General features: G+C 67.5%; 9 protein-coding genes and 1 tRNA gene. 5 read left to right on the forward strand and 5 right to left on the reverse strand.

Annotation, left to right across the window (positions count from 1 at the left end):
• Nucleotides 1–390: 390 nt before the first annotated feature.
• The 4 genes from J2W14_RS10775 to J2W14_RS10790 all read right to left on the reverse strand — a co-directional run bounded on the left by J2W14_RS10775 (nt 391) and on the right by J2W14_RS10790 (nt 5,575).
• Complete coding sequence (locus tag J2W14_RS10775; protein ID WP_307462224.1) at nt 391–1,068, reverse strand: TetR/AcrR family transcriptional regulator; 678 nt, start codon at nt 1,066–1,068, stop codon at nt 391–393.
• Nucleotides 1,065–3,134, reverse strand: coding sequence for a YhgE/Pip domain-containing protein (locus J2W14_RS10780; protein WP_307462225.1), 2,070 nt, complete (start codon nt 3,132–3,134; stop codon nt 1,065–1,067). Before J2W14_RS10780 ends, J2W14_RS10775 begins: the two co-directional genes overlap by 4 nt.
• A complete protein-coding gene (locus tag J2W14_RS10785; RefSeq protein ID WP_307462226.1) occupies nt 3,131–3,856 on the reverse strand; it encodes an ABC transporter ATP-binding protein in 726 nt (241 codons plus the stop codon). Before J2W14_RS10785 ends, J2W14_RS10780 begins: the two co-directional genes overlap by 4 nt.
• Before the next feature lie 261 nt (nt 3,857–4,117).
• Nucleotides 4,118–5,575 carry a dihydrolipoyl dehydrogenase family protein gene (locus J2W14_RS10790; protein WP_307462227.1) on the reverse strand — a complete coding sequence of 486 codons (1,458 nt, stop codon included), beginning with the start codon at nt 5,573–5,575 and terminating at the stop codon, nt 4,118–4,120.
• A 211-nt stretch (nt 5,576–5,786) separates the two neighbouring features.
• Between J2W14_RS10790 and J2W14_RS10795 the strand changes: the two genes are divergently transcribed.
• From J2W14_RS10795 to glpK, 3 genes are all read left to right on the forward strand, one after another.
• Entirely contained in the window at nt 5,787–6,500 is a 714-nt protein-coding gene (locus tag J2W14_RS10795; protein ID WP_370871257.1) for a FadR/GntR family transcriptional regulator, read from the forward strand.
• A gap of 316 nt (nt 6,501–6,816) precedes the next feature.
• Nucleotides 6,817–8,622: a glycerol-3-phosphate dehydrogenase/oxidase gene (locus J2W14_RS10800; RefSeq protein ID WP_370871254.1), complete on the forward strand. Its 1,806-nt coding sequence runs from the start codon at nt 6,817–6,819 to the stop codon at nt 8,620–8,622.
• Nucleotides 8,623–8,819: 197 nt separating this feature from the next.
• Nucleotides 8,820–10,337: a glycerol kinase GlpK gene (gene glpK, locus J2W14_RS10805; RefSeq protein WP_307462229.1), complete on the forward strand. Its 1,518-nt coding sequence runs from the start codon at nt 8,820–8,822 to the stop codon at nt 10,335–10,337.
• A 582-nt stretch (nt 10,338–10,919) separates the two neighbouring features.
• Here the strand turns inward: glpK and J2W14_RS10810 are convergent.
• A tRNA-Arg gene (locus J2W14_RS10810) sits at nt 10,920–10,993 on the reverse strand.
• 276 nt (nt 10,994–11,269) lie between these two features.
• Here J2W14_RS10810 and J2W14_RS10815 point away from each other — a divergent pair.
• Together J2W14_RS10815 and J2W14_RS10820 are read left to right on the forward strand one after the other, a co-directional pair.
• A complete protein-coding gene (locus tag J2W14_RS10815; RefSeq protein WP_307462231.1) occupies nt 11,270–13,102 on the forward strand; it encodes a phosphoenolpyruvate carboxykinase (GTP) in 1,833 nt (610 codons plus the stop codon).
• Nucleotides 13,103–13,491: 389 nt separating this feature from the next.
• The gene (locus tag J2W14_RS10820) at nt 13,492–14,877 is read left to right on the forward strand and encodes an FAD-binding oxidoreductase (RefSeq protein ID WP_307462233.1); all 1,386 of its coding nucleotides are present in this window, start codon (nt 13,492–13,494) and stop codon (nt 14,875–14,877) included.
• Nucleotides 14,878–14,885 lie beyond the last annotated feature (8 nt).

Here is a 14,885-nt window from a genome sequence, read left to right on the forward strand (position 1 = left end):
GGCCACCAGCAGCAGCAGCGTGGCGGCCCCGGCCGCGGCGGCGAGGTAGAAGTACAGGTCCGGATGTTCGGAATCCACCGCGGTCGACATTGCGTCCGGATCGGCGTTGAAGGCCAGCCCCCACTGCCGCAGGAACGCGATGCCGAACGCAATGAACAGGATGCTCCCGATCCCGCTGGCTGCCAGGGTCCGGTGCCGGCGTCGGATAATCACCTCGGAGACGCAGGCGACATAGGCTGCCGCGCAGGCCGCCAGGAACCACAGGAACACCGTTTCGTGCAGGGTGATGCCGGCCAGCGCCAACAGCGCCAGCGCGGCGAAAAACGCGGCGATGGCAATCTTGGTGTTGTTACCCATGTGACCCATGTGGTTAATCATCCCCGAGAGGGACTACTTCCTGACGTAGCCGCGCATGGACGCCATGATCGCGGTGACACTTTGCTCGCGGGTCCGCTCCGGGTTGTAGGTCTGCCGGTCCAGGCCCACCACAAAGCAGGCGCCGAAGATGGCAGTCTCCAGGCTGCCCCGGGACACCGCCGGATCCACCGGGTAGGCGGCGGCCACCGCATCGATGGCCGCGCGGACCACGGTGAGCAGCCGTTCCCGGAGCTCGGTGAAGGTGTCCTGCCACTCGCTGGGGGTCCGCCAGTTCTCGCTGACCCACAGCCGGGCAAAGGACGGGTACTCGTCCATGAAGTCCATTGCCTGGCCGATCATCTCGTCCATTGCCGCCAGCGGGTCGGCCGAATCGTCCCTGACGCTCAGCAGGCGGGCCAGCAGGATGTCCACCCCGTGGCGCAGCAGCTGGGCGATCAGGTCCGACTTGCTGCCGAAGTTGTAGTAGACGGTGCCCTTGGAGACCCCGGCCGCCGCCGCGATCTCATCGACGGTCACCCCGGCCACGCCGCGTTCGCCAATCAGGTCCATCGAGGCCTCGAACAGCTTCTGCCTGGTCGCATTGGTGCGGGCCGGCCGGAGCTTCTTCGCCGTCCCCGTGCTGTCCGCGGGACCCGCGGGCGTCACCGCACCGCCGGAAGACGCCTTGCTGCTGTCCGTGCGGCTGCTCATACGGTGATCTCCGGTTTCAGGGTCTTCAGGGTCCAGTACTTGTGCTTCCGGACAGCCAGGGTGGACAGGGCTGTCCCCAGCAAAGTGTAGCCAAGCAGCCCCAGCATCGTGGGCAGGACGACGGCCAGGTCAGCGCCGTAGATCAGGTGCCGCATACCGTTGACGACGTACCCCATCGGCAGCAGCTGGTGCACCACGTGGAGCGGCTGGGGCGTGGTCTGCCAGGGAAAGGTGCCCCCCGAGGAGACCAGCTGCAGCACCAGCAGGATGAGCACCACGAGCTTGCCGGGGGAGCCGAGCAACGCCACGACGCCCTGGATGATCGCGCTGAACGCCATCGCGGCAGCAAGCATCAGGAACCACATCAGCCAGGGGTGGGCGGGGCTCAGGCCCAGCCCCACATCGACCACAAGGGTCAGCAGGCTCGCCTGGACGGCCGAGACAGCCAGGAAGGGAAGCCAGCCGCCGACGGCGATTTTCCACGCCGCGGCGTTCGACGCGAGCGCCCGCTGGGTAACCGGCCGCATCGCCTGGATCAGCATAAAGACGCCGATCCACAGTGCCAGGGTGAGGAAGAACGGTGCGAGGCCCGCACCGTAGGAGCCGGCCTTGGCCTGCGAGACGTTGCTGACGGCGACCGGGTCGGCCATCACCTTGGCGAGGCTGTCCTTCTGGGTGTCATTGGGGTGGGGGACCTGGCCGGCGCCCCCGGCGAGTTCGGCCGCGAGGGTCCCGGCGCCGTCGGAGGCCGTGGCCGCCCCGCTTTCCAGCTTCGCCGCGCCGTCGTCGAGCTTTTCCGCGCCCTCGGCGAGCTTCGCGGCACCGTCCAGGGCGCCCTGCTGCCCGGCGGCGAGGGTGGCAGCGCCGCCGGCCAGTTGGTCCGCCCCGGTGGACGCCTGGGTGATGGCGCCGCCGAGCGCGGGGGTGGCCGCCGCCAGCTTCTCCGCCCCCGCACTGACGGCAGCGGACCCGTCCGCCAGCCGCTGGATTTGCGCTGCCGCGGCCGTGAGCGTCGCCGCAGGCCCCGCGGGCCCCGCGGATGCCGGCGGGGCCGGGTGGGCGTCGAAGTCCGCGAGGATGGTCTCCGCCTGGGCCGGGGTCAGGACCCCCGCCGCGACGAGCCGGCTGTTGGACGCGGCCACCCGGCTGCGCTGCGCCTCGGCGGTTGCCTGGGCGGCCGCCTGTTCGGAGGCGGCCAGCTGGCCGGCCAGGCCCTGCACCCTGGTGCCGAGCGCGGCGTTGCCGGCCGCCACCTGGGCGGCGCCGTCCGCGAGTGCCCGGGAATCGGCGGGCAGCGTGGCGGTTTTGTCCTTGAGCTGGGACAGTCCGCCGCTGAGCTGGGCTGCCCCCGTGCTGAGGCTGTTGGCGCCGTCCCGGAGCTTGAGCTGGCCGGCTTGGAGCTCGGCCGTGCCGGTCCTGAGGTCGCCTGTGCCCTGGTGGAGGGAGACGGCCCCGTCGTGCAGGCCGGCGGCACCGTCGGCGAGCTGCCCGGCGCCGTCGGAGGCTTTGAGCATCTGGGAGTGGATGGTCCCGAAACCGGTGAGGAGCTGGTTGGCGGTTTCCTCGCCGACCTCGGTGGCCACCGTGGTGTGGACGGCGGTGGTGAGCTTGTCCACGATGGTGCTCAGCAGGTAGTTGTTCGCGTCGTTGGTGGTGACGTTGAGCATGGCCTGGTTGGCTGCGTCGAAGCTGCCGGGGGAGACCAGGTTAGCCGAGAAGTCCCGGGGGATCTTCAGGGCGAAGGCGTATTTGCCGGTGCTCACGCCCTGGTCCGCCTCCTCCGGCCCGGAGACGGTCTGCCAGTTGAAGACGTGCCCGTCGGTGAGGCTCTCGGCGACCTTCCGGCCGGCCTCGAGCCGGGTGCCGTCGGCGGACGTGGCACCGGTGTCCTCCACGACCAGGGCCGCATCGATCTGGTTCAGGTTTCCGTAGGGATCCCAGTTGGCGTAGAGGTAGACGGCACCATAGAGCAGCGGCACCATGGTCAGCGCCAGGATGGTGAGTTTCGGCAGCAGGCCGCCGGTCATGCGCTTGAGTTCGGAGCGGGCCAGCCGCAGCACAGTCACCGTGCGTCCTCCAGTTCGAGGGTGCCGGACATTTCGAGCGTGCCGGCTGCGGCCGCGACGTCCAGGGAAGGGGCCCCGGCGGCGGCAGTACCCGCGTTGCCGATCGCGGCGGCCGGACCGGTCCAGCCGTCGGGGACGCGCATGACGGCGGCGACGACGGCGAGCGGACGCCCGGCGTCGTAGGCCAGCTCCTCCAGCCGCGGCAGCCACTCCTCCGGATCTCCGTGGCGGTCCGGGGAATCCACCACGAGCAGATCGGTGTGCGGGTTCGCCAGGGCCAGGGCCGTGAGCAGCCCGATCCTTCGGGCCGGAGGCAGCTGCTCGGTCCACAGCCCGGCGATGTCCTCGAATCGGTTGACCTTGAGCCAGGGCTTGCTGAGCAGTGACCCCCTGTAACGGCGCGGCACCAGGGCCAGGTCCTCCGTGACGAGGTCGCGGACGCTGAGGTGCTGCTCGGGTTCGTTCACCCCGGGGGAGTCCACCACGGCGCTCGCCTGCCGCAGGGTCCTGATCCGGGCGCCGCCGTCCCACTCCGCGCCGTCCCAATCAAAGTGGCCGTCGGAGGGCTTGAGCCGGCCGGTCAGGGCCAGCGCCAGGGCGGTGCGCTGGTCCTGGCGGGGGCCAGAGACCAACAGGAGTTCGCCGCGCCGGACCTGAAGGGACGTGGCCGGCAGCAGCACGTCCCTTCTGCCGTTCACGGAGAGTTGTCGCACGCGGAGCAAGAGGAGCCTTTCGCAGAAGATTGTCTACGCCAAGGCTAACTAAACTGACCGGTCAGTTCAAATAAGAGGGGGGGAATGTGACCAACCAGACCGTGCCCGGCCGGCGGGCGGCTCCGCCGAGGTCAGACTTCGCGCCCATGTCCGGGCACAACATCGGCGCGAAGTGACACCTCGGCGGTCCACGGCGCGAAGTGACACCTCGGCGGTCCACGGCGCGAAGTGACACCTCGGCGGCTCAGCGCGTAGTGACAGCTCGGCGGCTCAGAGGCCGTATTCCTCGAGCAGCCGCAGCCAGACCTCGCTGATCGTGGGGTAGGCCGGCACGGCATGCCACAGCCGGTCCAGCGGGACTTCGCCGACGACGGCGATCGTCGCGGCGTGCAGCAGCTCGGCCACATCGGGGCCGGCAAAGGTGGCGCCCAGCAGCACCTTCCGGTCCTCGTCGACCACCAGCTGCGCCCAGCCCTCGTACCGTTCGGCGTGCAGCGAGGACCCGGCCACCTGGATGGGCAGTTCCACGGAGGAGACGCTAAAGCCGTCCCGTTCCGCCTGCTGCACGGTCCGCCCCACGCTGGCCAGTTCCGGATCAGTGAACACCACGTTGGGCACCGCGTGGTCGTCCGCGGTCCGGGCGTACCGGCTCCACGGCGCGGCCTCGCCGCCGAGCTCGCCCCTGGCCCGGGCGGCGATGGCGTCGCCCGTGGCCCGCGCACCGTACTTGCCCTGATGGGTCAGCATGACCCTCCCGGCGGCGTCCCCGGCGGCGTACAGCCACGGCTCGACGTCGTTCCCGGTGCCGCCCGACACCAGGCCGGTGGAGTCCGTGCTGAGCCGAAGTTCCCTGCCATCCGCGGCGGCGAGCCCGACGCTCTCCAGGCCGATCCCTTCGAGGGCGGGATGCCGTCCGGTGGTGACCAGGAGCTTGTCCGCCGTCACGGCGCCGCCGCCCGCCAGCTCAAGGGTGAGGGAGCCGTCGTCGTTCTCGCGGATGCTGTCGGTTCCGGTGTGCAGGTGGAGGCTGACGCCGTCCGCCCGCAGCCCGGCGGCGACCAGCGCGGCTGCCTCCTCCGGGAAGGCGCCCAGCAGGCCGCGGCGGGCCACTAGGGTCACCGAGGCGCCCAGCCGGGCGAAGGCCTGGGCGAGTTCGGTCCCGGCGACGCCGCCGCCCAGCACCGCCAGCCGGGGCGGGCTCTCGTGCGCGGAGGTCGCCTCCCGGGTGGTCCAGTAGTCCACGTCGGACAAGCCTTCAACGGGCGGCACCGTGGGCGAGGACCCGGTGGCCACCACGACGGCGTGCCGTGCCGAGAGCGCGTAGCTGTTGCCGTCCAGCCCCGCGACTTCAACCTTCCGGGTGTCCGTGATCCAGCCGTGCCCGCGGATCAGCTCGATGCCGGTGTCCTGGAGCCACTTGACCTGGCTGTCGTCCTGCCAGTTGGACGTGAAGTAGTCGCGGCGTTTCAGGACGGCGGCTGTGTCCAGGGTCCGGGTGACGGCCTCTGCGGCACCGGGCACGGTCTGGGCGCCGTGAAGGGCGGTGCCGGGGCGCAGCAGCGCCTTGGAGGGCATGCAGGCCCAGTAGGAACACTCGCCGCCCACCAGTTCGGCCTCAATAAGCACGGCGGTCAGCCCGCCCTGTACGACGCGGTCCGCCACGTTTTCGCCGACGGCGCCGGCGCCGATCACGATGACATCGAATTCCCGTTCAAGCTGTGCCGTCATGGCAGAAGCCTACGCCCGGTGCCGGTCCGGAGGCCCTCACCAACACCCTTTGCAGGACGTGGGACCACCGCTACTGTTGGGAACATATTTGGGGGAGGGCAGGGCCATGACAGACAGCAACGTGACCGCCGGCGGTGCGAGCCGGGCCGAAGGCACTGGAACGGGCAGCCCGCGCAGCCTGGGCGGAGGGGGCGTGACCGGTGCCGGGCCCATGCCGCCGGCAAGGTTCAGCGCGCAAGCCAGGCTCAGGGCCTTGCAGGCGGACATTATGGAACTGATCCTGGAGCGTGAGCTGGATGCCGGGGATCCGCTGCCGACCGAACACGAGCTTGCCGCCGCGCTGGGCGTTGGCCGGAACACCCTGCGGGAATCGCTGAAGGTACTCCAGGCCCTCGGCGTGATTGAGATCCGCCACGGTTTCGGCATGTTCGTGGCGCCGAGTAATTTTGACGCCCTCACCGACGGCCTCACGTTCCGCGGCCGGTTGTCGCTGCGGCATCACGGGCAGGAGGCCCTGCAATTGGTGGACGTCCGGCAGGCCCTCGAGGCCGGGCTGATTGCGGCCGCCATGGACCTGATGACCCCGGAACACCTGTCGGCCGTCGAGGAAGCCGTGCTCCGGATGGAGGAGCTGGCCGGCGCCGGCGCGAACTTTATCGAAGCGGACGCTGACTTCCACCGCCGGTTGTTCGAACCCCTCAACAACGCGCTGCTGGTCAATCTGCTCGGTGTCTTCTGGCAGGTGTACCGGCGGCTCCACGTGGAGCTGGGCGGAGTCGAGGACGCCGATCTCCTCGAAACAGCGGCCCTGCACCGGGGGATCTACGACGCCGTCTCGACCGGCGACAAGGTTCTCGCGGCGCAGCGGCTCAACGGCCACTTCGATGGCATCCGGCTCCGGATCAGCCAGGCCGTCGCCCCGTAGCGGCCCGGCCCTGAGCTGCGCGCGTCCCGGAAGTTGACGGGGGAGGGCGGCGATGCGCTGGTAAATGCGATCCGGCGCCGGGACAACATGCACGTCTGTCCGGAACCTGAGTCGAACTGGTGATGAGGGAATGCCGGCAAGGGCCTGGAGATGGGTTCGGTCCCGCAGGGATGATTCCGGACCGCGCCGAAATAGTCCCCGTGTTTCCGGGCGGAGCGGCGGTGATGCGACACCCCGCTGCGGCCGACGAGGAGAGAGATTGCTGACGTGCACGTTTGTGCAGAACGCTTGAACATATTTGCGCCGTACTCGAAGAATGAAAGGGAAGGCGCCGCAGGGCGCAGAGAAAAGCTGCAAGGGAGCAACTTTGAGCAAGCACGAATCCACTCGTGACCACAGCCCGGCCCCGACCCGCACGAGTGTCGAGGGGCTGCGCGAGCGCCCCCGGGCGAAGGTGCTGATCATCGGCGGCGGCATCAACGGAGTCGGCACTTTCCGGGACCTGGCCCTCCAGGGCGTGGATGTTGCTCTGGTGGAACGCGGGGACTACTGCCAGGGTGCGAGCGGCGCCTCGTCCCACATGATCCACGGCGGGATCCGCTATCTGGAAAACGGGGAATTCCGCCTTGTCAGGGAATCGGTCACCGAGCGCAACCGGCTCCTCAGGCTCGCCCCGCACTATGTCAAACCGCTGAAGACTACGATTCCGATCTTCAGCACCTTCTCCGGAGTGCTGGCCGCCCCGCTGCGGTTCCTGACCCACAAACAGCACGGAACCCCCAAGGTACGGGGGGCCTTCCTGATCAAACTCGGACTCAGCCTGTACGATTCCTTCTCCCGCGACGGCGGCACCGTCCCGCGGCATGAGTTCAAGGGACGCGCCGAGGCGCTGAGGGAACTCCCCGACCTGAATCCAGGCGTCAAGTTCACGGCCACATACTTCGACGCGTCCGTGCACAACCCGGAACGGCTCACCCTGGATGTCCTCCAGGACGGGCAAAGGGCCGCCTTCGGCACGGACACGGCCCGCGCCGCCAATTACGTCGCCGTCACGGGTATCGGCGACGAAGGCGTCCAACTCCGCGACGAACTCACTGGGGAGACCTTCTCCTTCACCGCGGACGTGATCGTGAACACGACCGGGGCCTGGGTCGACCTGACCAATGCGGCGCTGGGCTCGCCGTCCCTGTTTATGGGAGGGACCAAGGGATCCCACATCGTGCTGGATCACCCGTCCCTGCTCAACGCCTGCCAAGGGAGCGAAATCTTCTTTGAACACACGGACGGAAGGATCGTCCTGATTTACCCCATGGGGGACCGTGTCCTGGTCGGCACCACGGACATCCGCGCGGACATGGCGGCGGATGCCGTCTGCACCGACGGGGAGATCACCTACTTTTTCGACCTGATCAAACACGTCTTTCCGGACATCGCGATCACCCGTGAAAACATCGTGTACAGCTTCGCCGGCGTCCGCCCGCTGCCGCGTGACGATGCCGAGAACCCCGGGTTCGTTTCCCGCGATTACCGCATTGAACGCAACGAACAGGTCATCTTCGGCACCAACGTCCCGGTCCTGAGCCTTGTCGGGGGCAAATGGACCACCTTCCGGGCCCTGTCCGAGCATATGACCAACGATGTTCTGGCCATCCTTGGCCGTAACCGCAAAGTTTCCACCGCCAAGCTTCCGATCGGCGGCGGAACTGACTTCCCGGCCACAGGGCGCGATGAAGAGGCCTGGATCGCCCGGCATGTTTCCGGTGACTTGGACGCGGCACGTGTCAAAGGACTGCTTACCCGCTACGGCACCCGCGCAACCCAGGTCATGGCCTACCTCGCGGACGGTGAGGACCGCCTCCTGCACTCGACCCCTGAGCTGAGCCTGCGCGAAGTCCAGTTCATGGTCCGACACGAGCAGATCGGCCACCTGGTCGATGTCCTCATCCGGCGCACATCCCTTGCCTTCCGGGGCCTGGTCACCGCCGCACTCCTCACCGAACTGGCCCAGGCCCTGGCAGGACCGCTGGGCTGGGATAACGCACGGGAGATCCAGGAAATCACGCATGCACAGGACGTGCTGCAGCGTTTCCATGCGGTCCCGCTGGAGACCCAGATTTCCTGACCCACAGCAAGCGACAACCCGGGCCGCACCTCAGCTTTGCCGCGGTCCGGGCCGGCCCCGAAAGGGTCGCTGAACCGGACACGGGGCAGCCCGTGACCAGCCCCGTCCTCCGCGGCCGCCGGCGCGCCCGGTCCTGGCGCCGCACCGCAGCACTCGCGCACCCGACCACCGTCATCACCTAAGACAAGGACGTCATGATGAAACAGTATGTAATGGCAATCGACCAGGGCACCACCAGCAGTCGGGCCATCGTTTTTGACCGCAACGGCAATATCGTCTCCAGCAGTCAGAAGGAACACGAACAGATCTTTCCCCGGGCCGGCTGGGTCGAACACGACCCGGTCGAAATCTGGGACAACGTCCGCGAGGTCATCGGCTCAGCGTTGTCCAAGTCAAACCTGACCAGCCACGATATCGCCACGGTGGGCATTACCAACCAGCGTGAGACTGCCGTGGTCTGGGACAGGACGACGGGGCGTCCGGTGTACAACGCCATCGTGTGGCAGGACACCCGCACCCAGGACATCGTGGACGAGCTGGCAAGGTACGGCGGTGTCGACCGCTTCAAGAAGCAGGTCGGGCTGCCTCTGGCCACCTACTTCTCCGGGACCAAGATCAAATGGATTCTGGACAACGTCGAGGGCGCGCGGACAAAGGCCGACGCCGGGGACCTGATCTTCGGCACCACTGATTCCTGGGTGGTCTGGAACTTGACCGGGGGCAGCGCCGACGACGGCATCCACGTCACGGACGTCACCAATGCGTCCCGGACCCTGTTCATGGACCTGGAAACACTGCAATGGGACAACAACATCCTTGAGGACTTTGGCGTGCCCAGGTCCATGATGCCCGAAATCAGGTCCTCTTCCGAGGTCTATGGCGCTGTCCACCACTCCCAGTTGCTGCGCGGAGTTCCCGTTGCCGGCATCCTTGGGGACCAGCAGGCTGCCACCTTCGGTCAGGCTGCGTTTGGCAAGGGCGAGGCCAAGAACACCTACGGCACCGGGTGCTTTCTGATCTTCAACACGGGAGAAGAGATTGTTCATTCCAGCAACGGCCTGCTGACCACACTCGCCTACAAGCTGGGCGATGAGAAGCCGCATTACGCTCTGGAAGGATCCATTGCCGTCACTGGATCGCTGATCCAGTGGCTGCGGGACAACCTGGGCCTGATCGATTCCGCCCCGGAGGTTGAAGCCCTGGCGGCTTCCGTGCCGGACAACGGCGGTGCCTACTTCGTCCCCGCCTTCTCAGGTCTCTTCGCACCATACTGGCGTCCGGATGCCCGGGGCGCCCTGGTTGGGCTGACCCGTTTCGTCACCAGGGCACACATCGCCCGGGCGGCGCTGGAAGCGACGGCGTTCCAGACCCGCGAGGTGCTGGAGGCCGTCAACGCCGACAGCGGGGTGTCGCTGACTGAGCTCAAGGTTGACGGCGGCATGGTCGCCAACGACGCCCTCATGCAGTTCCAGGCCGACATCCTCGGTGTTGCCGTGGTCCGGCCAAGGATAGTTGAAACCACGGCGCTCGGTGCCGCCTATGCCGCCGGCCTGGCCATCGGCTTCTGGAAGGACCTCGGAGAGCTCACCGCCAACTGGGGCGAGGACAAGCGCTGGGCGCCGCAAATGGACGACGCCGAGCGCTTCCGTCAGCTCCGGCTGTGGAAGAAGGCCGTTACGAAGTCCATGGACTGGATCGACGAGGACGTGAAATAGGGTCCATCGCAGGCTCCTCAACCGGGGCGCACGCTGACGGCCCGCCGACAACAGATACATGGTCCACGACCAGCGGCAGTACGTTGTCCACGCGACCCGTGGAACGCAGGCCATCACCGAGGAGGAAGGCCCTTTACGTCCATCCGCTAAGCGGCACTCCGTATACGGCAGTGTGGAACTGGAGTCGGATGAATCAGCTGCAAAGAGGCGGCAGAATTGGCCCGGGTCGCGGGCCCCGGGGGTCTTTTTGCCTCGATTGTCCACAGGCGAGGTACCGGTCGCTGAAGACCAAGACACCGGGCGCCATCCGTGTTCGTTTTGCGGGCCTGGACCCGGAGAACGACTTCGAGGTCACCAGGAGTAGACAAGGACAGCAACCGCGTCCTGACCGAGTCCCAGAGAACCAAGCTCCCCATCGCCCGCGGTTAAGCCTGCTTCCACGCGCCCCGCCCACCGAACCCTCTGCAAGAGGAGCAACACCATGACTGAAAACAACACGTGTGCAATCCCCGGGGGGCGTCCCGCAGTCGGGCGTTAAATAAATGATCCGCACCGGCGGACCGGTGCGGATCATTTTCTCTGTGCGCCCAGAGGGATTCGAACCCCCGGCCTCCTGTTCCGTAGACAGGCGCTCTATCCAGCTGAGCTATGGGCGCATCTTTTGGTTCTTGGAACTTCTTGCTCCCCGAACCTCGAATTACTTTACGCGAGGTGGGGCCGTAGAGACAAATCGAAACAGGTGTAATCTGGCCGACTAGACCGGTCTACGTGACCTTGGTCACAAAATAGGGCCACTTCGTACCGTCTATTCCTTGAATTTCTGCGGATTTTGATTTCCGGGCCCCCGGACATCCCACATCTTGGCCCGATTTCGGGGGGTGATCTAGCCCTACATTTAGGACACACGACTGAACCCGAGGAAGGGAACCGTAATGGGAGATCTGGCGCGACTGCCTTTGCTTGAAAAAGCACCCACCACACATGCCGGCCTGCTGGCATGGGTTGAAGAGGTAGCTGAACTGACCCAGCCGGACCGGATCCACTGGGTCGACGGCTCCGAAGAAGAGAACACCCGGCTCACGGATGAACTCGTCGCCGCGGGCACGCTGACCCGCCTGAACGAGGAGCTGTTCCCCAAGTCTTTCGCGGCATTCTCCGACCCCGCCGATGTGGCCCGCGTCGAAGAGCAGACCTTCATCTGCTCCGAGAAGGAACGCGATGCCGGCTTCACCAACAACTGGATGGCTCCGGCGGAGATGAAGGAGAAGCTGCGCGGCCTGTTCCGCGGCTCCATGCGCGGCCGCACCCTGTACGTCATCCCGTTCGTCATGGGCCACCTTGACGCCGAGGATCCCAAATTTGGCGTGGAGATTACGGACAGCGCCTACGTTGTCGCCTCCATGCGCATCATGGCCACGATCGGCACCGAGGTCCTGGACAAGATCACCGCCACCAACGCCTTCTTCGTCCCCGCCCTGCACTCCCTGGGCGCACCGCTGGCCCCCGGCCAGGCCGACGTCGTCTGGCCCTGCAACCCGGACAAGTGGATCGTGCACTTCCCCGAAGAGCGCTCCATCTGGTCCTTCGGCTCCGGCTACGGCGGCAACGCCCTGCTGGGCAAGAAGTGCTACGCCCTGCGTATCGCGTCCGTGATGGCCCGGGACGAGGGCTGGCTCGCGGAGCACATGCTCATCCTGAAGCTGACCTCCCCGGAGAAGAAGAACTACTACATCTCCGCTGCCTTCCCGTCGGCCTGCGGCAAGACCAACCTCGCCCTGCTGGATCCGACCATCGAAGGCTGGAAGGTTGAAACCCTCGGCGACGACATCACCTGGATGCGGATCGGCAAGGAAGGCGAACTGCGCGCCACCAACCCGGAGGCCGGCCTGTTCGGTGTAGCCCCGGGCACCGGCTGGGGCACCAACCCCAACGCCATGCGCGCCATCGCCAAGGGCCACAGCATCTTCACCAATGTCGCACTCACGGACGACGGCGGCGTCTGGTGGGAGGGCATGACCGAAGAGGTTCCGGCGCACCTGACCGACTGGCAGGGCAACTCCTGGACTCCTGATTCGGATCAGCCCGCAGCCCACCCGAACTCCCGCTTCTGCACCCCGATCTCGCAGGTCGACATGCTGGCCGAGGAATACTTCAACCCGGACGGCGTGGAGCTTTCCGCGATCCTCTTTGGCGGCCGCCGCAAGACGACGGTTCCGCTGGTCACCCAGGCCCGCAGCTGGACCAACGGCATCTTCATGGGCTCCACGCTCTCCTCCGAGACCACGGCTGCTGCCGCCGGCCAGGTCGGCGTGCTGCGCCGCGACCCGATGGCCATGCTGCCGTTCATCGGCTACGACGCGGGCGACTACCTGAAGCACTGGATCAGTGTCTCCGGCAAGGCCAACCCGGAACGCCTGCCGCACATCTTCCTGGTCAACTGGTTCCGGCGCACGGCCGACGGCGACTTCGCCTGGCCCGGCTTCGGCGACAACGCACGCGTCCTGAAGTGGGCCATTGAGCGCATCGAAGGCAAGGCGGACGCCGTCGAGACCCCCATCGGCTTCGTGCCGGCCGGTCACTCGCTGGACCTTACCGGCCTGGACCTGACGCAGGCCCACGTGGAAGACGCCGTCCGCGTGGACCGCGAGGAGTGGGATACCGAGCTCGCTTCAATCGAGGAGTGGTACGCCAAGTTCGGTGACTCCCTGCCCGATGCCCTGCGCTCCGAGCTTGAGGGCCTGAAGGAACGCATGGCTGAGCACTAACAGCCGGCAGACCCCCGGTCGGGCATAACGGCGGCCCCGCACCTTGCGCAAGGTGCGGGGCCGCCGTCGTCGGATCACGCCAACCCGTGCGGAGCGCCTCGCGGGACGGCACGGGGCACGCGCGGGCAGATCAGGGCGGTTGGCGGACCCGTATGCGCCCTTATCTGCCCACCGGGCGGGCTGCGAAGTGCCATTCCCGCCGTGGGTTTCTTCCAGGGGGCCGGGCGCGAGGGACTTAGGTCCCTAGACCGCAGCCGGCGGGGACCCTAGGCTGAAACGCATTCATCAGCCGGGCCGTCCGCCGATTGGAGAGGGTGCTGGGGTCATTCCACGCGTGCGCTGCCGTGCCCCCAACCTGCTCGCCGCGCGCGAGCGCACAGGAGCCCGCCATGCTTGTCACCGACGACATCCACGCCCTGTCCACGGCTGTCAGCGGCCCGGTCGTGTTGCCCGACAGCCCCGAATTCGAGGCCGAGACGCGCGCCTTCAATGCCGCCACAGTCCACCGGCCCGACGTCGTCCTGGGGGCCGAGAACGCACAGGACGTCGCGGCCGGGGTGAAATGGGCGGCAGAACGCCGGCTCCCGGTGGCGGTCCAGTCCACCGGGCACGGCGCTGACTCGGTCGTGGAGGGTGGCCTCCTCATCAACACGCGCCGCCTGCAGGAACTGCAGATCGATCCGGTCGAGCGCACCGCACGCGTCGGGGCCGGCGTGAAGTGGCGCAGCGTCCTGGAAGCGAGCGTGCCGCTCGGGCTGATCGGACTCCACGGCTCAAGCACCGACGTCGGCGTCGTGGGCTACACCCTCGGCGGCGGGCTGCCCGTGCTGGGCCGCGCCCACGGGTTTGCGGCGGACCATGTCCGCAGCATGGAGGTCGTGACCGCCGACGGCGCGCTGCGCCGGATCAACGCCGAGGCCGAAGCCGAGCTGTTCGCGCTGATGCGTGGCGGCAAGGGCAACCTCGGGATCGTGACTGAACTCGAGTTCAGCCTCTTTCCGCTGGGTGAGTTCTACGGCGGCGGGGTCATCTATCCCGGGGCGGATGCGGCCCAGATCCTGGCCGCATTCCGGGAGTGGCTGCCCGCACTGCCGGACATCGCCTCGCCCTCAATCTCCCTGCTCCGGCTTCCGGAGATGGACTTCGTCCCCGCGCCGCTGCGGGGCCAGTTCGTGGTGCACCTGCGCTTCGCCTTCCTGGGGACCCGTGAGGACGGCGACGCACTGCTTGCCCCGATGCGGGCGGTCTCGAGGCCGTTGATGGACACGGCCGGGCCCATGAGCTACCTCGACGTTGACCAGATCCACATGGACCCGGCGGATCCGCTCCCGTTCACCGCCGGCGGGACGCTCCTTAAGGACCTCGGCGAGGAGACCGCCGCGGACCTGCTGAAACTCACCGGCGAGGGCTCGGACTGTCCATTGCTCCTCGTTGAGATCCGGCCGCTCGGCGGGGCCCTGGCCCGGGCCGGGGCGCTGCCGGACGCCGTGTCCGGGCGTGACGCGGCGTTCCTGCTGTTCCTGCTCGGATTCAACGCGCCGCCGGTCGCCGAAGCCGTCACCGCCTCCATCCGCGCGGTCCTGGCTGAAATGGCTCCGCACTCCACCGGATACACGCTGGTCAACTTCCACGGCGAGCCCGGCGATGAGGCTGACCGGGCGAGGGCCTGGTCGCCCGCCGTCTACGAGCGGATGAGGGCCGCAAAGGCCAGCTACGACCCGGGCAACCTCCTGCGCTTCGGCCACACGATCACCGGAGTGCCGTCCGCGACCTGACGCCCTGT

This window comes from Pseudarthrobacter oxydans, assembly GCF_030812335.1.
Classification (GTDB): Bacteria; Actinomycetota; Actinomycetes; order Actinomycetales; family Micrococcaceae; genus Arthrobacter; species Arthrobacter oxydans_B.

Coding starts and splice junctions, on each gene's coding strand:
- glpK (WP_307462229.1), top strand. CDS start 8,820: ATGAAACAGTATGTAATGGCAATCGACCAGGGCACCACCAGCAGTCGG.
- J2W14_RS10815 (WP_307462231.1), top strand. CDS start 11,270: ATGGGAGATCTGGCGCGACTGCCTTTGCTTGAAAAAGCACCCACCACA.
- J2W14_RS10820 (WP_307462233.1), top strand. CDS start 13,492: ATGCTTGTCACCGACGACATCCACGCCCTGTCCACGGCTGTCAGCGGC.
- J2W14_RS10790 (WP_307462227.1), bottom strand. CDS start 5,575: ATGACGGCACAGCTTGAACGGGAATTCGATGTCATCGTGATCGGCGCC.
- J2W14_RS10795 (WP_370871257.1), top strand. CDS start 5,787: ATGCCGCCGGCAAGGTTCAGCGCGCAAGCCAGGCTCAGGGCCTTGCAG.
- J2W14_RS10775 (WP_307462224.1), bottom strand. CDS start 1,068: ATGAGCAGCCGCACGGACAGCAGCAAGGCGTCTTCCGGCGGTGCGGTG.
- J2W14_RS10800 (WP_370871254.1), top strand. CDS start 6,817: ATGAAAGGGAAGGCGCCGCAGGGCGCAGAGAAAAGCTGCAAGGGAGCA.